21 protein-coding genes and 1 tRNA gene are annotated in these 19937 nt (G+C 47.7%); 13 read left to right on the plus strand and 9 right to left on the minus strand.

The window, feature by feature from the left end:
* Positions 1-164: 164 nt before the first annotated feature.
* On the minus strand, positions 165-1379 hold the full coding sequence (locus C2758_RS03770) for a CaiB/BaiF CoA transferase family protein (RefSeq protein WP_371817714.1): 1215 nt from the start codon (positions 1377-1379) through the stop codon (positions 165-167).
* Positions 1380-1459: 80 nt separating this feature from the next.
* Here C2758_RS03770 and C2758_RS03775 point away from each other — a divergent pair, with 80 nt between their 5' ends.
* Complete coding sequence (locus tag C2758_RS03775; RefSeq protein WP_215329663.1) at positions 1460-2458, plus strand: tripartite tricarboxylate transporter substrate binding protein; 999 nt, start codon at positions 1460-1462, stop codon at positions 2456-2458.
* Positions 2459-2532: 74 nt separating this feature from the next.
* On the plus strand, positions 2533-3336 hold the full coding sequence (locus C2758_RS03780; RefSeq protein WP_215329664.1) for an enoyl-CoA hydratase/isomerase family protein: 804 nt from the start codon (positions 2533-2535) through the stop codon (positions 3334-3336).
* A 26-nt stretch (positions 3337-3362) separates the two neighbouring features.
* Here C2758_RS03780 and hemW read toward each other — a convergent pair whose 3' ends face one another.
* From hemW to rph, 3 genes are read right to left on the minus strand one after another with little or no spacing between them, the layout of a single operon-like run.
* Positions 3363-4580 carry a radical SAM family heme chaperone HemW gene (gene hemW / locus C2758_RS03785; protein WP_371817710.1) on the minus strand — a complete coding sequence of 406 codons (1218 nt, stop codon included), beginning with the start codon at positions 4578-4580 and terminating at the stop codon, positions 3363-3365.
* Positions 4537-5136, minus strand: a complete 600-nt coding sequence (rdgB, locus tag C2758_RS03790) for an RdgB/HAM1 family non-canonical purine NTP pyrophosphatase (protein ID WP_215330074.1) — start codon at positions 5134-5136, stop codon at positions 4537-4539. Before rdgB ends, hemW begins: the two co-directional genes overlap by 44 nt.
* Before the next feature lie 17 nt (positions 5137-5153).
* The gene (gene rph / locus C2758_RS03795) at positions 5154-5885 is read right to left on the minus strand and encodes a ribonuclease PH (protein ID WP_215329665.1); all 732 of its coding nucleotides are present in this window, start codon (positions 5883-5885) and stop codon (positions 5154-5156) included.
* Positions 5886-5917: 32 nt separating this feature from the next.
* Here rph and C2758_RS03800 point away from each other — a divergent pair, with 32 nt between their 5' ends.
* The 4 genes from C2758_RS03800 to C2758_RS03815 all read left to right on the plus strand — a co-directional run bounded on the left by C2758_RS03800 (position 5918) and on the right by C2758_RS03815 (position 10138).
* Complete coding sequence (locus tag C2758_RS03800; protein ID WP_215329666.1) at positions 5918-6856, plus strand: YicC/YloC family endoribonuclease; 939 nt, start codon at positions 5918-5920, stop codon at positions 6854-6856.
* Positions 6857-6877: 21 nt separating this feature from the next.
* Positions 6878-7528 carry a guanylate kinase gene (gene gmk / locus C2758_RS03805; protein ID WP_215329667.1) on the plus strand — a complete coding sequence of 217 codons (651 nt, stop codon included), beginning with the start codon at positions 6878-6880 and terminating at the stop codon, positions 7526-7528.
* A 45-nt stretch (positions 7529-7573) separates the two neighbouring features.
* Positions 7574-7777 carry a DNA-directed RNA polymerase subunit omega gene (gene rpoZ, locus C2758_RS03810; RefSeq protein WP_011902918.1) on the plus strand — a complete coding sequence of 68 codons (204 nt, stop codon included), beginning with the start codon at positions 7574-7576 and terminating at the stop codon, positions 7775-7777.
* A 63-nt stretch (positions 7778-7840) separates the two neighbouring features.
* Positions 7841-10138, plus strand: a complete 2298-nt coding sequence (locus C2758_RS03815) for a bifunctional (p)ppGpp synthetase/guanosine-3',5'-bis(diphosphate) 3'-pyrophosphohydrolase (protein WP_371817715.1) — start codon at positions 7841-7843, stop codon at positions 10136-10138.
* A gap of 17 nt (positions 10139-10155) precedes the next feature.
* On the opposite strand, the gene greB is transcribed toward C2758_RS03815, so the two are convergent.
* On the minus strand, positions 10156-10656 hold the full coding sequence (greB, locus tag C2758_RS03820; protein WP_215329669.1) for a transcription elongation factor GreB: 501 nt from the start codon (positions 10654-10656) through the stop codon (positions 10156-10158).
* Between the two features lie 18 nt (positions 10657-10674).
* Between greB and C2758_RS03825 the strand changes: the two genes are divergently transcribed.
* The 7 genes from C2758_RS03825 (at position 10675) to C2758_RS03855 (ending at position 17654) form a co-directional block, all read left to right on the plus strand.
* Positions 10675-10751: transfer RNA gene (locus C2758_RS03825), tRNA-Arg, on the plus strand.
* An 89-nt stretch (positions 10752-10840) separates the two neighbouring features.
* Positions 10841-12013, plus strand: a complete 1173-nt coding sequence (locus C2758_RS03830; RefSeq protein ID WP_215329670.1) for an ABC transporter permease — start codon at positions 10841-10843, stop codon at positions 12011-12013.
* Positions 12013-12780 carry an ABC transporter ATP-binding protein gene (locus tag C2758_RS03835; protein ID WP_215329671.1) on the plus strand — a complete coding sequence of 256 codons (768 nt, stop codon included), beginning with the start codon at positions 12013-12015 and terminating at the stop codon, positions 12778-12780. The genes C2758_RS03830 and C2758_RS03835 overlap by 1 nt, the downstream gene beginning before the upstream one ends.
* The gene (locus C2758_RS03840) at positions 12777-13691 is read left to right on the plus strand and encodes an MlaD family protein (protein ID WP_215329672.1); all 915 of its coding nucleotides are present in this window, start codon (positions 12777-12779) and stop codon (positions 13689-13691) included. Before C2758_RS03835 ends, C2758_RS03840 begins: the two co-directional genes overlap by 4 nt.
* Positions 13688-14344 carry an ABC-type transport auxiliary lipoprotein family protein gene (locus C2758_RS03845; protein WP_251369252.1) on the plus strand — a complete coding sequence of 219 codons (657 nt, stop codon included), beginning with the start codon at positions 13688-13690 and terminating at the stop codon, positions 14342-14344. The genes C2758_RS03840 and C2758_RS03845 overlap by 4 nt, the downstream gene beginning before the upstream one ends.
* A 42-nt stretch (positions 14345-14386) precedes the next feature.
* On the plus strand, positions 14387-15172 hold the full coding sequence (locus C2758_RS03850) for an SDR family oxidoreductase (protein WP_215329673.1): 786 nt from the start codon (positions 14387-14389) through the stop codon (positions 15170-15172).
* Between the two features lie 4 nt (positions 15173-15176).
* The gene (locus C2758_RS03855; protein ID WP_251369253.1) at positions 15177-17654 is read left to right on the plus strand and encodes an ABC transporter permease; all 2478 of its coding nucleotides are present in this window, start codon (positions 15177-15179) and stop codon (positions 17652-17654) included.
* Here C2758_RS03855 and C2758_RS03860 read toward each other — a convergent pair.
* From C2758_RS03860 to C2758_RS03875, 4 genes are read right to left on the minus strand one after another with little or no spacing between them, the layout of a single operon-like run.
* A complete protein-coding gene (locus C2758_RS03860; protein ID WP_251369254.1) occupies positions 17651-18190 on the minus strand; it encodes an RDD family protein in 540 nt (179 codons plus the stop codon). The genes C2758_RS03855 and C2758_RS03860 overlap by 4 nt on opposite strands.
* A gap of 3 nt (positions 18191-18193) precedes the next feature.
* Positions 18194-18826, minus strand: a complete 633-nt coding sequence (locus C2758_RS03865) for a DUF3106 domain-containing protein (protein WP_215329675.1) — start codon at positions 18824-18826, stop codon at positions 18194-18196.
* 26 nt (positions 18827-18852) lie between these two features.
* A complete protein-coding gene (locus C2758_RS03870; RefSeq protein ID WP_215329676.1) occupies positions 18853-19317 on the minus strand; it encodes a DUF3619 family protein in 465 nt (154 codons plus the stop codon).
* The gene (locus C2758_RS03875) at positions 19314-19883 is read right to left on the minus strand and encodes an RNA polymerase sigma factor (protein ID WP_215329677.1); all 570 of its coding nucleotides are present in this window, start codon (positions 19881-19883) and stop codon (positions 19314-19316) included. Before C2758_RS03875 ends, C2758_RS03870 begins: the two co-directional genes overlap by 4 nt.
* Between the last annotated feature and the right edge of the window lie 54 nt (positions 19884-19937).

A 19937-nucleotide genomic window follows, 5' to 3' on the forward strand; every position in this document is an offset into this window, starting at 1 on the left:
TTTATTCTTGATGGATCTTGATTGTCGAGTAAAGAGAGTCCTCACAGCCATGAGGCCTATATTTGCATAGCAATTGCAATTGTCAAAACAATAGTAAATGCAGTGATAATTGATTCAGATTTATTCGAGCAAACTGTATCTTGCTTGTAAGAATTTCTTGCTACTTAGGGATTGAAAGCGCCACCATCTTCCAGTGCTTTGAGTTCTTGCCCTGCAATACCTAATTCCTTCAGTACCTCATCGGTGTGCTCACCGAGCAAAGGAGGGTGACGAGTCACTTGTTGTGGAGTGCCCATCATCTTCACTGCAAAGCCAATATTGGGAACTTTGCCTTCAATCGGGTGATCAATCTCTATGCGCATCTGGCGATGCTGCCCATGCTCACTATCAAATGCCTGTGGGTAGGTATTGATCGGTCCGGCCGGAATGCCTGCCGCCAACAAGAGATCTATCCATTCTTCACTAGTTTTGGCGATAAACGTTTTCTCAAGCTCAGCAGCCAGTATCAAGCGATTGGCTAGACGCAATGGATTGGTTCTAAAAAGTGGGTCTTCAAATAATTCTGGGCGATCAATCTTATCGCAGAGGAGTTTCCAGAGTTTTTGATTGGTTGCACCCATCACAAAATAACCGTCGGCGGCTTTCATGGCCTGATAGGGTGCGCTCATATGATTGGCTGTACCCAATTTATAAGGCTCAATACCGGTACCCCAATATTGCGCTGTATCCCAGATCGAAAAGGCCAAAGCAGAATCAAATAGGGAGGCATCAATAAATTGACCTTCACCCGATTTAGTCTTACCAATATAGGCCGACAAAATTCCATAGACTGCAAAGAGTGCACAACCAATATCCGCCACCGGAACACCAGCCTTTACAGGAGGACCATCTGGATAGCCTGTCACGCTCATGACACCAGACATGGCTTGTGCCATCAGGTCAAAGCCAGGGCGATCTGCCCACGGTCCTGTTTGCCCAAATCCTGAGATGCTGGCATAGACTAGTCCTGGGTTGAGATCTTTCAGGGAGGGGTAATCGATACCCAGTTTCTTCATAACACCGGGACGATAGTTTTCCACCAAGATATCGGCGGTCTTCACGAGCTCAAAAAATACTTTTTTCCCGGCTTCTGTTTTGAGGTTGAGCGTTACGCTACGTTTGTTGCGATTCATATTCAGAAAGCCCATGCTATCTGAACCTTTCATCTTGAATCCCATTGCCCCGCGAGTTTGATCTCCAGTACCAGGCGGCTCAATTTTGATGACATCGGCACCTAAGTCAGCTAACAACATGCAGCAGTAAGGGCCTGCCATAACTTGACTTACGTCAAGAACTCGAACTCCAGCTAGGGGCAAAGGCTTGCTGGTAGGTGTTTTCATCATTGTCTCAATAGTTTTTATATGTTTATATTGCAAAGTTCATTTACAGCACTGAATATAAAACAAAAAATGGAGACCGTATGATCAATCAAGCCCCCAAACGAATTTTGCGCAGATTCGCTTTCTTGGCGCTGGGTATCTGTAGTGCTTTGTCGTTGACTGCTAATGCCCAACAGGCCTTTCCAACAAAACCTATTCGCCTAATTGTAGGCTTTGCTCCTGGTGGCGGTACGGATATTGTGGCTCGTGCTATTGCTCCTAAGATGAGTGAGATCTTAGGGCAAAGTGTCATTATTGAAAATAAATCTGGTGCGGCCGGAACGATTGGCGCAGACCTGGTTGCCAAATCCAACCCAGATGGTCATACCTTACTCATGGGCCACTCCAACTCCAATGCGATTTCTCCATACGTTCTGAAGAATGTGCCATACAACCCAGCCACTGACTTCACGCCAATTACCTATTTAGGCTATGTACCAAACGTGTTGGTAGTTAAGTCTTCTCTACCAGTAAACACGGTGGCGCAATTGATTTCCTTGGCGAAGCAGAACCCAGGCCAGATGACTTACGGCTCTTCCGGTATTGGTAGTACGCAGCATTTAGCCGGTGCCTTGTTCTCGAAGATTGCTGGCGTAGAAATGAATCACGTACCTTACAAGGGTAGTGGTCAGGCGATTGTGGATTTATTGGGTGGTCAAATCACCATGAACTTTGATACTTTGCCGCCAAACTTGCAGCAGATTCGTCAAGGCAATTTAAAAGCTCTGGCAATCTCTACCCCGAAACGCTTGGCATTACTACCGAACGTCCCTACATTTAATGAGGTAGGTATTGTTGGCTTTGATGTGACCAACTGGTATTCCGTGATGGGGCCCAAAGGCATGGATCCTGCAGTTGTAAATAAGATTGATCAGGCCGTAAAAGCAGCCACCAATGATCCAGAGATTAAGAAAACATTGGATGCTCAAGGCTTGCAACCAGAGGGTCCAGCAACACCGGCAGCCTTTAATTTGTTCCTGGCAGGTGAGTTGGCGAAGTATCAGCGCTTGGTAAAGAGCTTAAACATCAAGGCTGAATAATTCAACCAAGTTATCTGATTGGGCTATAGTATTCATTAACCCTCTCTCTGATATGAGGGAGGGTTTTTCATTTCATGACAACAGCCATAGACTCCACTCCAGATCGTATTGCCGAAGTTCGCTTAGAGCTTCGCAATAATATTGCGCACATTACTTTTGACCATGTTGCTGCTCGCAATGCAATGACGGTAGAAATGTATCAAAGTCTCAAATCGATTTGCGAGGATTTGGCTAAGAGTTCTTCGGCCAGAGTTGCCATTCTGAGAGGTGCCGGCGGTAAGTCCTTTGTCTCGGGCAGTGATATCGCCCAGTTCTCTGGATTTAACTCTGGTGAAGATGGCATTCGTTACGAAGAGGGTATTGATGCTTACCTAGCACCTTTAGCCATGTTGCCTATTCCAACGATTGCAGTCATTGATGGTATGGCGATTGGCGGAGGGCTAGCAATTGCTAGTTGTTGCGATTTCAGAATCTCCACGCCCGATGCGCGCTTTGGAGTGCCTATTGCTAAAACACTGGGCAATTGTTTATCTGCTGGCAACGTCGCCTGGCTCGTTGCGCACCTGGGTATCAATATCGTTAAGCGCATGTTGTTATTAGCGGAGTTGGTAACTGCGCCCGAGCTGCTCAAACAGGGTTACCTACTGGGTGCTTATCCGGCTGAAGCGCTCGAGCATGAAGCAAATCAGCTAGCTGAGCGCTTAATGAGTTTGGCGCCAATTACGCAAAAATCTAGTAAACAAACTCTTGCAAGAATCATCAAAAATAATTTACCCGATTGCAATGATCTCATTCGAGAGTGCTATGGCAGCAATGACTTTAGGAATGGCGTAGCTTCGTTTCTGGATGGTAAGCCACCATCCTGGTCTGGAAAGTAAGTCCAGCTCTTAGACATATCAGAGATTTATAAGAATATCTCTTGAAGATTATTCAGGTAGCGCAATCCTTGTTCAGTTGCTTTGAGCTTATTGGGGTTTGAATCTAATAAACCTTTTTTGCTTGCCTCGTCCAATCCTTTAGACACTACATTGAGTGGCAAACCAGTGCGCTCTCCAAATGTAACGGTATCCACACCATCAGTCAGGCGCAAGGTATTGAGCATGAATTCAAAAGGGAGATCTTCGGCGGAAATCTCTCTCGCTTCGATCAAGGCATTACCCTTGGTCTCAATCGCTTGCATATAAGTTTCTGGATGACGTTCTCGTACCTGACGCGTAATTTTGTCTGGGAATGAAATCTTCCCATGTGCGCCTGCGCCAATCCCAATGTAATCTCCAAAGCGCCAGTAATTGAGATTATGTTTGCACTCTTGATCTTTTTTGGCATACGCCGATACTTCATAACGTCGATAGCCTGCCGCCTCTAGAAGTTTCAGGTTCTGCTCAAAGATCGCATCAATCTCATCTTCGCTAGGAAGCTTTGGGGGAAAGTTCGCAAAGTAGGTATTAGGTTCTAGCGTCAAGTTATAGAAAGACAGGTGAGGCGTCTTAAACGAGAGGGCAGTTTCAATATCAGATCTTGCGGCCTCTAAACTTTGATTGGGTAAGCCGAACATGAGATCCAGATTGACGGATTTAAAGTGTTGTAGAGCAATCGCAATTGCGCGCTTAGCTTCTTCACCATTATGTATACGCCCTAAAGCTTTGAGTTGCGCATCCTGAAAACTCTGAATGCCTAAAGAGACGCGGTTAATCCCCGCCTTAGCAAAGCCAGCAAACTTCTCAGTCTCAACAGATCCAGGATTAGCCTCCATAGTGATCTCACAATCGGGCTCTAGGTTCACTCGTGCTCGAACGGCTGAAAGGAGTTCATTCATGCCATGGGCAGATAACAGGCTAGGGGTGCCACCACCAATAAAGATGCTGTGCACTTGACGACCCCAGATGCGAGGTAGCTCTGTCTCCAAATCAGCAATGAGTGCTTTGATGTAGCGCTCTTCATCAAAGCCTTGCTTGTCATCCTTAATTTGATGTGAGTTGAAATCACAGTAAGGGCATTTCTTTTCGCACCACGGAAAGTGAATGTACAAAGACAACGGGGGTAGGGCAGTGAGTTTTGGCTGCGTAGCCAAAACAGAATTAAGCGTATTGAGCACGGATTTGGAGTTGAGTAATGAGTTCACGCAAGGCTTGGCCTCGATGGCTAATCTGGTTTTTCTCGGAGGGCTCTAATTGGGCGACAGTCTTGCCCAGATCTGGTATAAAAAAGTGGGGGTCGTAACCAAAACCATGATCACCTTGAGGTTCATCAATAACTTGGCCATACCAGCGGGCTTGCACAATCAGTGGCTCTGGGTCTTTAGCGCTATTGACCATCACCAGCGCGCAAACATAGTGCGCTCCACGATCAGATTTGCCCTTTAATGCTGTAATCAGCTTTTGATTATTGGCTGCATTATCACCATCAAGCCCAGCATAACGCGCTGAGTACACTCCAGGCGCTCCATCTAAGGCATGGGTGCAAATCCCAGAGTCGTCTGCAAGTGCAGGTAAGCCGCTTGCAGCGCTGGCATGACGCGCCTTAGCAAGGGCATTCTCAATAAATGTATGGTGCGGTTCTTCTGCCGCCGGAATGCCCAACTCACCTTGAGGGATGACTTGAAAGTGAAACGGCTCCAAGAGTTCCTGAAATTCGCAGACCTTACCGGCATTGTTAGAGGCGAGAACGAGCTTTTGCACCATCTACCTTTGCTCTTTTATTTGAAGGCTTCTTTTTGTAGCTGAGTTAAATCACGGATACCTTCTTCGGCCAGATCTAACAATGCGTTTAATTCAGTGCGAGAGAAGGCAGGGCCTTCAGCAGTACCTTGAACTTCAATCATGCCGCCTTTTCCTGTCATGACCACATTCATATCGGTATCGCAAGAAGAGTCTTCTGGGTAATCTAGATCGAGTACGGGGACTCCTTGGTAGATGCCAACAGAGATCGCGGCAACGCTGTCGATGATGGGGTCAGCTTTAAGGGCACCATTTACAAGTAGCGTGTTGATCGCATCACGTGCTGCAACATAAGCACCGGTAATCGATGCAGTTCGTGTCCCACCGTCGGCTTGCAAGACATCACAATCTAAATGAATTGTTCTTTCGCCTAAGACTTTTAAATCAAAGACGCTACGCATCGCACGGCCGATCAAGCGTTGAATCTCTTGTGTGCGACCGGATTGTTTGCCGCGAGCTGCTTCACGGTCACTGCGGGTATGGGTAGAGCGCGGCAGCATGCCGTACTCGGCAGTAACCCAACCTTCACCAGAGCCTTTTTTATGGGGAGGCACCTTTTCCAGGACGCTGGCCGTACAAAGTACTTTGGTATCGCCAAAAGCAATCAGGACGGAGCCTTCCGCATGCTTGGTAAAGGCGCGGCTGATACTCACCGGGCGTAACTGGGCTGGGGCGCGGCCGCTCGGACGGGTGATGTTGTGCTGAGTCATGGGGTGTGTTCCTAAAGATCTACAATGTCCCTATGATATCGAGCATGACTGGTTATGGCAGCGCTTCTCGCCAAGTCTCCCTAGGGGCTGGCGTAGTAGCTGATCTGCAAGTGGAATGTCGGGCTGTCAATAGCCGCTTTCTGGATTTGGGCTTTCGTCTTCCGGATGAATGTCGCGGGGCTGAGCCCGCCTTACGAGAGCTGGCTACCCAAAGCCTGTCACGGGGCAAGGTCGAGTTTCGGGCTGCCTGGCGGGTAAATTCGGGTGCCGCTGGAGCGGCTAAAGCCAACCCCCATGCTTTGGGCGCCTTAAATAAGGATCGCCTAGACGCTCTCTATACCCTTCAAGAACAGGCTCAAGCAGCCTTCCCTAATGCCGAAGCTTTACGTATCTCCGATATTTTGCGTTGGCCCGGGATTGTTTCTGAGCCCAGGGGTGAAGAAGAGGGCTGGATTGCCGCTACTGTGGAAGCGGGCCGCGCTGCCTTGGCCGCCTTAATGGACAGTCGCCATACTGAAGGTAAAGCCTTGGTAACAGTCCTAACTACTATCACCAGCAAGATGCGTGAGATTGTTAAAGTGATTGAGCCTAAGGTTCCAGTCTATGTCGCCCAGTATCAAGAGAAGCTTACCGAGCGCTTGGCAGAAGCATTGGCTGCTCAAGAGCAAGGCAAAAGTAGTGGGTCTGGTACCGAGTTGATGGAGCGTATCCGTCAAGAGGTAGTGCTCTATGCAGTACGTATCGATGTGGCAGAAGAGTTTGCGCGCTTGAAGACTCATCTTCAAGTAGTTGACACTGCCTTAGCAGGTAAGGGCCCAGTGGGTAAGCGTTTGGATTTCTTGATGCAGGAGCTCAATCGTGAAGCCAATACCTTGAGCTCCAAGTCGGTTTCAGAAGAATGCACGCAAGCTGCTTTAGAGCTCAAGCTCTTGATTGAGCAAATGCGTGAACAAGTGCAAAATTTAGAGTAACCATTATTTCTATAAATTATTATGGCAAGCCCTAAACCTAAAGCAAATTTAACTCCTGCCTACCAAGGTAGCATGCTGATGATCGTCGCTCCATCGGGCGCCGGTAAATCCTCCCTAGTCAATGCGCTGTTGCAAGAGGATGCCGCCCTCAAGCTGTCACTCTCAACGACAACACGTGCGCCAAGACCGGGTGAGGTAGATGGTAAGGACTATCGCTTCATCAAGAGAGCAGAATTTATTGCAGAGCGTGATCAGGGACATTTTTTAGAACACGCCGAAGTACACGGCAATTTTTACGGTACATCCAAAGCCTGGATTGAGACGCAGATGAAAACCGGCCGCGATGTGATGTTAGAAATCGACTGGCAGGGCGCGCAGCAGATTCGTCAAATCATTCCGGAAGTGCAGTGGATCTTTATCTTCCCGCCTTCATTTGAAGCTCTGGAGGAGCGCTTACGCAAACGGGGTCAAGATGATGAGGCCACTATTCAGAGGAGATTGGCTGCGGCCCATTTAGAGCTCCAGCATGCTCACGAAGCCGATTTTATTGTGATCAACGATGATTTTGAGCGGGCATTGATTGATTTACGCCATGTGGTTGCAGCCAGCCGCCTACGCTCAGGGCCGATTATGGCTCGTAACCCTGCGCTTTTAAAGCGCCTCGGAGTCTAATCAGTTATCCTATGGGTATCAAAGCTAAATTTAAGTGAGTCCAGCATGGCCCGTATTACTGTAGAAGATTGTCTAAAAACTATTCCCAATCGTTTTGAGCTGGTATTGGCAGCGACTTATCGCGCACGTCAATTAGTTCAAGGTCACTCCCCACGTGTTGAGTCCAGAGATAAAGCTACCGTTGTTGCATTGCGTGAAGTTGCTGCTGGTGTAACCGACCGTGACATGTTGACCAAAGTACCTTTGTAATTTAGGGGTTCCGTTGTGGAGCTCCCCTTAGGCGACCCAAACACATCGGAACTCAAAGGTCAGATCTCGCCTAAAGAGATCGCTAGTGGTGATAAGTCTTCCATCATCGCAACTTTGTTAGCTCAATCGAGTCGACACCTATTTGGCCCAACCTCGGCGCCTGCATTACCTCTAAAACATCAAGTTGTTTCGATTGATGGATTGATTTCTAAATTGGGTTATCTCAAGCCTGATGAAGTTGCTCTCATTAAACAGGCCTTTCATTTTGCTGATGCGGCTCACCTAGGTCAGTATCGCCATAGTGGCGAACCTTACATTACCCATCCGGTAGCAGTGGCTGAGCTATGCGCTACTTGGCGCTTAGATGCGTCCTCCATCATGGCAGCTTTAATGCATGATGTGATTGAGGATACGGGTTGCACTCAAGCAGACCTAGTGGGTAAGTTTGGCAGCAAAGTGGCAGAGCTCGTAGAGGGTTTAACAAAGCTCGATAAGTTGGAGTTCCAAAGTCATGCTGAGGCGCAAGCTGAAAGCTTTCGTAAGATGTTTATGGCAATGGCGCGCGATGTCCGGGTGATTTTGGTGAAGCTCGCTGATCGAACACACAATATGCGCACGCTTGATGCTGTCCCAATGGAAAAGCGTCGCCGGGTAGCCGCTGAAACAATTGAGATCTACGCTCCGATTGCACACCGCTTAGGCCTGAATATTATCTACCGCGACTTACAGGACTTGAGTTTCCGTTACTCCATGCCCATGCGCTTTAGGGTGATTGAGGATGCAGTGAAGCGGGCGCGTGGTAATCGCAAGGAGATGGTAGAGAAGATTTTGCAGAATGCTCGGACGGCCTTTGCAAAAGTCAATCTCGAGGTGGATTTACAAGGTCGAGAAAAAACGCTCTTTAGTATTTATCACAAAATGCGCAGTAAGCATTTGAGCTTTTCTCAAGTGCTCGATGTCTATGCCTTCAGGGTAACCGTCCATTCAATTGATGAGTGCTATCGTGCGCTCGGTATTTTGCATGCGCTGTATAAGCCGATGCCTGGAAAGTTTAAGGATTACATTGCCATTCCTAAACTCAATGGTTATCAGTCTTTGCATACGACTCTATTAGGCCCATCAGGGGTACCGGTAGAGTTCCAGATACGTACCGGTGATATGCATGCGGTTGCTGAAGCAGGCGTTGCTGCGCACTGGGCCTATAAAGATGGCGGCCCTGATATGAGTGAGGTGCAAAACCGTGCACATCAGTGGCTGCAATCCTTAATTGATATTCAAGATAGCAGCGGGGATTCTCAAGAATTCTTAGAGCACGTCAAAATTGACTTGTTCCCAGATGCGGTTTATGTCTTTACGCCGAAAGGGCAGATTAGAGCTTTGCCACGTGGCGCTACTGCCCTCGATTTTGCTTACTCCATTCATAGCGATGTAGGTAATACTTGCGTAGCAGTCAAGATTAACGGCATGCAGTTACCTCTCCGTAGTGAGTTAAAGAATAGCGATATCGTTGAGGTGGTGACATCGGCGAACTCTCAACCTAATCCAGGTTGGTTAGCATTTGTGAGGACAGGTAAAGCCCGTGCCTCGATTCGTCATTCACTCAAAACTAAGCACTATGCCGAGTCTTTACAGTTAGGCGAACGTCTTTTGGCTAGCGCATTGCGTCAGCAGGGAGTTGATGCTGGACTGCTATCACCAGAGTTGTGGGAAAAGTTATTACATTGGACTGGCGATAAAACGCGTGAAGAGGCCTGCGTCAATATTGCCTTGGGCCGCAGGTCTTCTCAAGAGCTGGCAATTCGCTTAAATATTTTGATTGATGATGAGGGTGGCTCTGATCAAATGCGCTTGGGCGCGGCAGACTGGGTCTCTCCCCAGCAAGAAATTGGCTCGCACCATCATCAGCGCCAAGCCATCTTGGTGGATGGTCGCGAAGGAAACTCGATTCATTTTCAAACCTGCTGCCATCCGATTCCGGGCGATAACATCATTGGCTATCTTGGTAAAGGTGAGGGTTTGCAGGTACATACCAATGACTGCCAAATAGCGCTCAAAATGCTCTCCAAAGATAGTGATAAGTGGGTAGAGGTCGAGTGGGGTAAAGAGGTTAATCGGGAGTTTGAGGTTGACCTGGAGATTGATACACATCAAGGTAAAGGTGTATTAGCTAGAGTGGCGAGTAGTGTGACTGCTGCAGATTCCAACATCATGAACGTATCGATGGATGATCGCTATAAAGAAGATGCCGTCACTATTCGTTTCACCATTCAAGTATCAGACCGCTTACATCTCGCTAAAGTCATGCGTAGTTTGCGTGCGAACCATGATGTGATGCGCGTGACTCGCGTACGGGTTAGCTAGGCTCCTGTAAATCTCTTTTACTTGTACTGAATGTCCAGGATTTCAATCTCAGTTGGGCCCGTTGGCGTCTGAATGTTGACGCAATCACCCAGGCGCGACTTGATTAAGGCTTTAGCAATGGGTGACACCCAACTGACGTAACCCAAATCTAAATCAACTTCATCGACGCCCACAATCGTGATGCTCGTCTTTTTGCCAGCATCGGCGCCTTCCAAGTTCTCGTAAGTCACGGTAGCTCCAAAAAAGACCTGCTCGGCATCGGCTTCACCTGATTTTCGAGCCTGGTTATCGACCACTACAGCAAATTCAAGGCGCTGGTTGAGGAAGCGAATTCGGCGGTCTATCTCCCGAAGTCGCTTTTTTCCATAAATATAGTCACCATTCTCGGAGCGGTCGCCGTTGGAGGCAGCCCAGTGAACAACCTTGACAACCTCTGGCCGATCAAGGTTTAAGAGCTGTAAAAGCTCTTTTTTGATGCGCTCGTGACCGGCGGGTGTGATGTAGTTCTTCTCTTCCATGGCATAATTATGGCTGTTGCGGCTGTAGCTCAGCTGGATAGAGTACTTGGCTACGAACCAAGGGGTCGTGGGTTCAATTCCTGCCAGCCGCACCAACCCTTACAGGGCCTAGTTGAAAAACTGGGCCCTTTTTCTTTTTTGGGCATTTCGTAGTGGTTTCATATAGATCCCTTATAGTTTGCTTATGAGTATTTCGGACTCCAATTCTTCAAATTTAATCTCCCCAGTGGCGGTTTGGGCGCAAGTCGATGCAAGCCATGCTCAAGTTAGTTTGAATGGTGCAGTCAATGTATATTCCCTAGCTGGAGTGTGGAGTGATGTTCGGAAACAGCAAAATCAGTGGTTAGAGCAAGGAAATGCACAAGCACACTCATTGATTTTTGATGCATCAAAAGTCAGCTCTTTAGATGGATCGGCATTTGCATTTTTAATTGATATGCAAGAGGCGCAGAACAAAGCAGGCGGACAGTTTGCTATTCAAGGTTTAGATCCCAAGTATCAGCCGCTTTTACGTGAATTCGATCCAATTAATAAATTATTCCCAGCACCTGCTGCAAAACAAAAAAGAAGTTTTGTGGCGAGTATCGGCATGGCTGCACAAAATTTGATGGATGATGCCCGCGGCCTGGTGACATTTACCGGCCACCTGTCAGCAGATTTAGCTTGGTCAATCCGAAATATCAGGCAAGTTCGCTGGGGTGACTTTGTGAACGCTGCTGTAGAGGCAGGTATTGCTGCACTACCTATTGTTGGCCTAGTTGCATTTTTGATTGGCGTCATTCTGTCCTTTCAGGCTGCGATTGGTATGGAACAATTTGGCGCCGTCTCATTTGTTGGGCCACTCGCTGCGCTAGGTATCGTCAGGGAGATGGGCCCACTGATTACTGCGATCTTGCTTGCCGGCCGCTCATCGGCAGCATTTGCAGCTGAGATTGGTACGATGACTGTAAATAGTGAAGTTGATGCATTAGTCACTGGCGGCTTAAGTCCGATCCGCTTCCTAGTTGTGCCAAGAGTATTGGCCGGAATATTGGTGGCGCCAATATTGACCTTATTTGCCGATGTCGTCAGTATTTTTTCTTCCATGCTGACAATGCAAATTTATGGCATTCCCTTTATTAATTTCTACAACGGTATGTTAGCTGCAGTCGGTGTTGAGGATGTTTTATCAGGTCTTATTAAGGCCACGCTCTTCGGCGTGGTTATTTCTGCAATGGGTTGTTTACGGGGTATGCAAACTGGCACTGGTGCAGCGGCTGTAGGCATTTCTGCAACTCGGGCAGTGGTGAGTAGCATTGTGATGATCGTGTTGGTAGACGGCATCTTTGCTTACATCTCTTACAGGACAGGTTTCTGATGGATGCACTGGGTAAATCGATTGACGTGCAAAACCTCACTGTGGGCTATGGCTCAAAAGTGTTGCTACAGAACCTGAACTTCTCTGTCCAGAGCGGCGAGATTTTTGTGATTTTGGGTGGATCGGGTTGTGGTAAATCGAGCCTCTTAAAGAATTTATTCGGCCTATATCAACCGCTTGCTGGCGAAGTTCTGATTGAGGGTCAAAATATCACTACCGCCCAAGGTGCTGAGCGTCAAAAAATCATGACGAGCTTTGGGGTCATGTATCAGCAGGGTGCTTTATTCGGCTCCATGAATCTGCTGGATAACGTGACACTCTTTATGGAAGAGTACACCCAGCTAACTAGGGATCAGATGAATTTATTAGCCCGATGCAAACTGGACTTGGTGGGCTTACTTCCCTATGAAACGTATATGCCTAGCGAGATTAGCGGTGGCATGCAAAAGCGGGCTGCAATCGCACGGGCGATGGCTTTAGATCCTAAAATATTATTTTTGGATGAGCCTTCAGCGGGTCTTGATCCGATTACCTCAGCTGATCTCGATAGTACGATTTTAGATCTTTCAAAAAACTTAGGATTTACCTTTGTGATCGTCTCTCACGAGCTAGCCAGTATTTATTCCATCGCCGACAAAGTCATTATGTTGGATAAGGATGCTAAGGGCATTATTGCCGAAGGCGATCCTAAGGTATTAAGAGATAGCAGCAAAGACCCTCGAGTGCATCAATTTTTTAATCGCATCATGAGCAAGGACGCAGCATGAGTAATAACTCCAACCCAAATTACTTTCGTCTTGGCATTTTTGTTCTCGCGGCAATCGGTGCATTACTCACCGTGATCTTGATCTTTGGCTCAGGGCAGTTTTTTAAAAAATCATTCATAGTCGAAACCTATGTCAAGCAATCAGTGACGGGCTTAGATGCTGGTGCAGCAGTCCGCTTTCGGGGTGTCAAGATTGGGCAGGTGACGATGATTGCTCTATCGGGTGACTTGTACGAAAAGGAAGTCCCGATGGTGCAGAAGCAAGAGTATGTCGTTGTGAGAATGCAAATCTATGGTGATGCTATTGAGAAAAGTCACCTTGAAACATTTATTAAAGATAACTTACGTGCGCGCATACGGTCGATGGGCATTACCGGTGTAAATTATGTTGAGCTAGATTTTTATCCAAGTGCTACCCAATACACCGCCTTGCCTTACCCATGGACGCCCGAGTATGCAGTTGTCCCTTCAATGCCCAATCAGGCGGATGAAATTATTTCAGGTGTTCAAAAGTTGATTGGTGCTCTTAACGGTTTGGATGTTGAGGGAACTCAGAAGAAGTTTGATGCCTTATTGGGTAATCTGAATCAATTAATAGGTGGCGATGGTAAAAATAATGCGGGTCTGATTAATTCAGTTCAAGACCTCAATATCTTGTTGGATCGAATTGCTAAAGTCACCGATAAAGATCAACTTAATATTCTGATGCGTGAATTAGTTGCCACTATGGTTTCTTTGCGTCAAACCGTCACTAGCGTTCAGGGTGACACCACTGCAACCTTGGAGAATCTGCGTCAGGCTAGTGAACAGTTAAATGAATTTACCCGTGTTGCCAGTCAATCACCGTCTACTCTGATTTGGGGTGAGCCACCTGCACGTATTACGCCTCCAATGAATGGAGTCCAAAAATGAGAATGCAGATGATGAAGAATTTACGCCTCACTAAGCTTGCTGCTTTATTACTAATCATTACAGCCTTAAGCGCATGCTCATTACCCAAAAGACCAGCATTAGAGACCAGCAGTTGGATGCTCGCCCCAGAGCGTACTGGCGCCCCCTATAAGCCGCGAAGTGATTTGTGGCTCAAGATGGGTTCATCATCTACAACGCCACCTTTTGATGGTAAGTCTTTGGTTTATCGCTTGGGTGATCAGCGCTATGAAAAGGATTTTTATAATACGTATTCTGCTTTACCAAATGAAATGGTCGGTAACGCAACACGTCAGTGGTTGAATAATGCCCAGATCTTCTCTATGACCGTAGGTCAGGGTAATAGTTTCTTTCCGTATTACATTTTGCAGACATCGATAGAAGAGTTCTACGGTGATTACCGGGTTCGTCCAGAGGCTGTTGTTACGATTGAATTTTTCCTTACTGCAACTGATCCCCAAAAGCGCAATCCGGTGATTGGTAAAAACCGTTATACCAAGAGAGTTGCACTTAAAGACAGCACTCCTCAGGCATTGGTGCAAGGCCAGCAGGAAGCCTTGGCACAAATTTTGAAAGAGTATGAGGTGGTACTTTATAAGTACGCTGGTAATCTGCCTCCACCTTTAGGGCAGTAGGCAATTTAGAATGACAACATCTATAAAAATATTGGAGAAGACATGGATTTAGGGCTCAAAGGTAAGGTTGCATTAGTGATGGCATCTAGCCGGGGTTTAGGTCAGGCGATGGCCGTTTCCTTGGCGCGTGAGGGCGTCAAAGTGGCGGTGACTGGCCGTAATCCGGAGGGATTAAAAAAATCGGTTGAAATGATTGAGGCTGCGGGTGGAAAAGCCTTAGCTTTGAGCTGGGATCTTTCTGATACATCCCTGATCGATAGCTTGGTGAGTAAGGTGGAGAAAGAACTGGGCCCGATTGATATCTTGGTAAACAACACCGGTGGACCTCCACCGACATTAGCGGCAGGACAAGATCCCGCTTTGTGGCAAAAGAGTTTTAACGATATGGTGCTATCACTCATCAGCATTACCGATCGAGTTCTGCCAGGAATGCGTCAACGTAAATGGGGTCGCATTATTACGAGTACCACTTCAGGTGCCATTGCCCCGATTAAAAATCTAGCGATCTCCAACACCTTGCGTGCCGCATTACTAGCTTGGTCTAAAACCTTGGCGGCAGAAGTGGCAGCCGATGGCATTACTGTGAATGTAATCATGCCGGGTCGTGTGGCAACCGATCGCCTCCGACAGTTGGACGAAGCACGTGCCCAACGTGAAAATGTGAGCTATGACTCGGTTGTTCAAGCTAGCTTGAGACAAATTCCGATGGGACGTTATGGTGATCCACAGGAGTATGGAGATACTGCAGCCTTTCTGGCCAGTCAAAATGCCTCCTTCATCACTGGGTCAGTGATTCGTGTGGATGGCGGTCAGATTCAGGCGATCTAAAGCAGTGTTAAGTAGCTTTCTACGGGCCATTCAGCGAGACCTACGCTCTAGTGAGCTAGTAACACTATTGGTCGCGCTGACGCTCTCTGTAGCTGCCTTATCGAGCGTCAGCTTCTTAGCCGACCGAATGCAGCGGGCCTTTCAGTTCGATGCTCGCCAGCTGCTTGCTGCGGATCTGTTGCTCGTTGCTGATCAAGCTCTGCCTGAGCGCTTCATTCAGCAAGCCAAGAGACTCCAGCTGAGCTCAGCTCAAACGATTGTCTTTCCGAGTATGGCCACGGTAGGGTCGCAAAGTAAGCTGGCTTCCCTTAAAGCGGTAAGTTCTTCCTATCCCCTGAGAGGCTCTTTACAGGTATCACCTTCATCAGTTAGCTCAACTCCACCAGCAGGTTCGGTCTGGGTGGATCCGGCAATGCTCAGTGCGCTAAAGGCAAAAGTCGGTGATCCGATGTTATTGGGTGATAAGACATTCCTCATTAGCGGTATCTTGGAGCGCGAACTTGACCGAGGCGCTGGCTTTATGAACTTCGCACCCCGCGTCATGATGTCGCTGGACGATTTACCAGCTACCGGCCTGATTGGTCTGGGCAGCCGCGTGACCTATCGACTTCTTTTAGCCGGAAATGATTCAGCGATCTCTGACTATGAGCAATGGGCTGCGCAATCGATTCAATCCGAAGGGCTTAGGGGATTACGTATCGAGACTTTGGAGAATGCTCAGCCTGTCATGCGTAAAACTCTCGAGCGGGCAGAGCGCTTCTTATCATTGGTTGCCTTACTGACAGCCATGGTGGCTGCGGTAGCAATTGCCTTGTCAGCGCGTCGCTATGTCTTAAAGCAGGCTGATGTTTGCGCTGTTATGAAATGCCTTGGCGCAAGCCAAAAGACTATCCTAGTAAACCAAGTCAAGATATTGGGTGCTCTGTGTATATCGGCTGCTGTGATGGGCGCTGCGATTGCTTATGGCGTTCAAGAGATATTGATTGGGATCTTGGGTAATTTACTAGTTGCCAATCTACCCGCACTCTCACTCTGGCCCTTAGTCTGGAGTATTTTGTTTTCCTCGTGCCTATTAATTGGTTTTGCTGGTCCGCCCCTATTTAGTTTAGTCATGATTTCACCGGTACGACTGATTCGTAAAGAGTTGGGTTCGGTAAACATCAAGGTGTTGTGGGTTGCACTTTTTGGATTGAGTACTTGTCTTGTCTTGATCGCGTTTGCAGCTCAAGATTGGAAGCTGGCCTCTTGGGTTGCCGCAAGCTTTGGCTCAGCTATTGTGGTCTTTGCCGTAGTTTCTTGGTTGTGCCTAAGCTTACTTAAAATCGTATTTACAAGGTGGAGTAGTCACAGCTTCGCATTACGTTTTGCACTGACAGTACAAGCACGTCGCTCTGGCTTCGCAGTCATGCAAATTACGGCGCTAGGTATTGCTTTGATGGCCTTATTACTTATCCTATTGCTCCGACAAGATTTATTGGCTACCTGGCAGGGTAATATCCCAGTCGATGCGCCCAATCGCTTCATGATTAACGTTCAGGAAGATCAAAAGCCTAGCATCACTCGCTCACTGCTGGATGCGGGAGTAGCAAAGCCGAGCTTTAGCCCGATGGTTCGTGCGCGCTTAGTGGAAGTCAATGGAAAGTCTATTGGACCCAATGACTACATTGATGAAAATGCACGCCGCTTAGTTGATCGAGAATTTAATCTCTCATACACCGAGCAGTTGCCTGAAGGTAATCGGATTACTTCCGGCAAGTGGCTTGAAGGGAGTACGCCGCAAGTTTCCTTGGAGGTGGGAATTGCAAAGACTTTGAAGTTAAAGCTGGGCGATCAAATGACCTTTGAGCTTGCCGGTGAAAAAGTCACAGCGCCCATTACTTCTTTACGTAAGTTGGATTGGAGCTCGATGAAAGTGAATTTCTTTGTCATCATGCCGCCTGCAATGCTCGCAGAGATGCCCCAGTCTTGGATTACCTCGTATTACCAAGGCACCGCAATTGAAGGTTTGGATTATCAACTTGCACAGGCCTATCCTAATCTCACCATCGTGGATGTGGGGACATCGCTAAAGCAGATACAAGATGTACTAGATCGACTGTCTTCTGTATTAGGTCTCTTGTTTGCCTTCACGATTGCGGCAGCGATTTTAGTTTTAGTAGCTGCGATAGCGGCAACACAAGATGAGCGTTTCAGGAGCGCGGCCTTGTTAAAGGCAGTGGGTGCGTCGCGCTATCTACTGGGGAAGATTGCATTATCTGAGCTGCTGATTATTGGAGTGCTGGCAGGAGCTTTAGCTGGACTCGCTGCTGGAATTGCAGCATGGGCGCTTGGCCGTTTTGTGCTGGAGATTGAGTTCAATGCATTTGGGCAGTCTCTAGCGATGGGTATCGGCTTTGGGGTAACTGCTTGCCTGCTAGCGGGTTATCGCTTTCAGAGAAGAATTCAAACTGCTACTGCAATGGAATGTTTACGTGAAACTTAGTTCAGTTTAACTAAGTTTTTCGGTAATTCCACTAAGCGCGTTCCACTAAAGCGGTCTGGCAGACTTTGACGCATTGAAGGTTTAACGCGATCCAAGTAAATACTCAGTGGCCACAAAAATAAAGCCACCGCAAATAGCATTTCAATAATTTGCCATCTTTGCAGATCGAACAGCCACTGCAAAATCACGCAAGGCACCAGCCACAAAGATCCAAAAAAATAACGCCAAATCGCTTGCTTACGAGTTAGGCTATAGCCGCCTGGACCAACCATGCGCACTCGCCATGTTTGCATTGCCAGGGTCTGCCCCGACTTAGTCCAGTACCAAATAAAGTAAACGCCTAGAACAGCATAGAGATAAAGGAAGGTAAGCCAACTGGGGAGGGATACACCAAACAGAATACCCAATCCCAAATTGGGAAGCAGGAAGGTGAGAGCGATGACGCCCAACAAAACCAATTGCTCATACAGAATGCAAGAGACCCGTCGCCAAAACTGGGGAGCAGGGAGTAGGTTTAATTCAGCGGGGCTAATCACGACTTACGGATTGCTTAAGCCGCTATCGGGGCTACTGTTCGTTGCAGGAGGCTCTGAAGCAGGAGCGCTGCTGGCTGTTGGAGGCGGTGCTAAGTTCGATTGTTGTTTAATCGGATGCTGTTGCAATGTAGGTGCACTTACAGCCGTAGGCTTTTTCTTATTGACCTCTGCTTGAGCTAGCTTCTTCTTTTGCTCATCACTCAGTTTTTGATAGGCACTCCAAGCCTCAGCTTTTTTTTCAGCGGGGAACTTGAGACTGCTTAAATAGTTTTCGCGTGCAATGCGGCGGTCTTTTTGAGAGAGCTTAGACCAGCCCGTCATGCGGGACTGCAGTCGCTGTTGATCAGCTTCACTCATCTTAGGATACAGATTAGCAACTTGTATCCATTTTTTACGACTGTCTGGGAGCATGTAGTCCCAATCGTCTTCCAGTGGAGCGAGGATTTTTTGTTGCCCTGGTTTAAGGCTCTCCCAAGTGCCATCTGGTTTTTTCTCTGGGATGCCAGTAGTTTTTCCATGGCCTGCTGCCGATGTTTGGGCAAATGCGTCTGAGCTTGGTGCCGATCCTAGGGCGCCAATCACTAGCATCATGCTGATGCTCAGTGAAGCGCTCAAGGACCGTAGATTTTTTAGCATGCGCTAACTGTAGCTCGCTATGACAGTTAGGACGGAGTCTTGGCTGAGCTGAGGCTATCTTGATCTGATTCCGCCAAAGGACCGTTTTTGAGAAAGCCCAAAAAGCCGCTATCAGCATAAGCATCAGGTGGGACATCGTCAGTTAAGAGAGCGACATCGAGCTCAGCAATATCGTTGATGCGGGAATCTTGCTGCCATTGGGCGATGCCGATGAGACCGAATACTAGAACGGCCAATGGGGCAACCCAACCCACGTTATCCCAGAATGAGCGTGAACCATAAGACCAGTTCCCGCTAGAGCTCGCCAAAACATGCTGCGCAATACGCACTTTCTCTGGTTTTTTCACAGAAAGGGCTTTAAGGCGTGCTGAATAAAGGCGATCTTTGATCCCGGCTGGCAGGGATTGGGATCCTTGGCGGAGCAGGGCGGCAGCATTCAGACCAAATTGATCTGATTCTGTTGTGCTAAGGATGTCTTCGTTGCGGTTCACAGGGTAATTCCTTTTAATTTCAATGCTTTAGCTAGAGCCTGAGTGGCTCTTGAGCAGTGGGTTTTGACGCTTCCCTCGCTACATCTCATCGCAAGGGCAGTTTCAGTAATGCTCAGCTCATCCCAATAACGCATCAGGAAGGCTTCTCGTTGACGGGCAGGCAATTTTGATATTTCTGACTCTAAGGCCTTTAATAGCTGACTCCGTTCAAGCTTAAATGCACCATCTTGGTGAATTTCACTATCATCTGGAGCTGAAAGTGACTCCAGGGGGTCAAAATCGTCACTTTCATCGGATTTCTTACCCATATTCGAGAACAGGGTGACCCAAGTATTACGAACTTTTTGACGCCTAAACCAGTCGTGAATGCGGTTTTGGAGAATTCTGGTGAAAACTAGAGGTAATTCAGCGGCAGGTCGATCGCCATACTTTTCAGCCAGTTTGATCATGGCATCCTGAACAATATCTAAGGCCGCATCGTCATCTCGCACAGCATAGACCGCTTGCTTGAAAGCGCGCTGCTCAACACTGCTCAGAAAGTCAGAAAGTTCTTGGGGTGAAGCCATTCAGTAGATTAGACCTGAATCAGAGAGAATTCATCCATTTTAGGGGATTGCTAT

The sequence above is a fragment of the Polynucleobacter sp. AP-Sving-400A-A2 genome (assembly GCF_018688155.1).
Taxonomy (GTDB): domain Bacteria; phylum Pseudomonadota; class Gammaproteobacteria; order Burkholderiales; family Burkholderiaceae; genus Polynucleobacter.

Bases quoted from the DNA above. Each gene is read 5' to 3' on its own strand.
- C2758_RS03770 (WP_371817714.1), bottom strand. From the start codon at position 1,379: ATGAAAACACCTACCAGCAAGCCTTTGCCCCTAGCTGGAGTTCGAGTT.
- C2758_RS03775 (WP_215329663.1), top strand. From the start codon at position 1,460: ATGATCAATCAAGCCCCCAAACGAATTTTGCGCAGATTCGCTTTCTTG.
- C2758_RS03780 (WP_215329664.1), top strand. From the start codon at position 2,533: ATGACAACAGCCATAGACTCCACTCCAGATCGTATTGCCGAAGTTCGC.
- rph (WP_215329665.1), bottom strand. From the start codon at position 5,885: ATGACTCAGCACAACATCACCCGTCCGAGCGGCCGCGCCCCAGCCCAG.
- C2758_RS03800 (WP_215329666.1), top strand. From the start codon at position 5,918: ATGATATCGAGCATGACTGGTTATGGCAGCGCTTCTCGCCAAGTCTCC.
- gmk (WP_215329667.1), top strand. From the start codon at position 6,878: ATGGCAAGCCCTAAACCTAAAGCAAATTTAACTCCTGCCTACCAAGGT.
- rpoZ (WP_011902918.1), top strand. From the start codon at position 7,574: ATGGCCCGTATTACTGTAGAAGATTGTCTAAAAACTATTCCCAATCGT.
- greB (WP_215329669.1), bottom strand. From the start codon at position 10,656: ATGGAAGAGAAGAACTACATCACACCCGCCGGTCACGAGCGCATCAAA.
- C2758_RS03830 (WP_215329670.1), top strand. From the start codon at position 10,841: ATGAGTATTTCGGACTCCAATTCTTCAAATTTAATCTCCCCAGTGGCG.
- C2758_RS03835 (WP_215329671.1), top strand. From the start codon at position 12,013: ATGGATGCACTGGGTAAATCGATTGACGTGCAAAACCTCACTGTGGGC.
- C2758_RS03840 (WP_215329672.1), top strand. From the start codon at position 12,777: ATGAGTAATAACTCCAACCCAAATTACTTTCGTCTTGGCATTTTTGTT.
- C2758_RS03845 (WP_251369252.1), top strand. From the start codon at position 13,688: ATGAGAATGCAGATGATGAAGAATTTACGCCTCACTAAGCTTGCTGCT.
- C2758_RS03850 (WP_215329673.1), top strand. From the start codon at position 14,387: ATGGATTTAGGGCTCAAAGGTAAGGTTGCATTAGTGATGGCATCTAGC.
- C2758_RS03865 (WP_215329675.1), bottom strand. From the start codon at position 18,826: ATGCTAAAAAATCTACGGTCCTTGAGCGCTTCACTGAGCATCAGCATG.
- C2758_RS03875 (WP_215329677.1), bottom strand. From the start codon at position 19,883: ATGGCTTCACCCCAAGAACTTTCTGACTTTCTGAGCAGTGTTGAGCAG.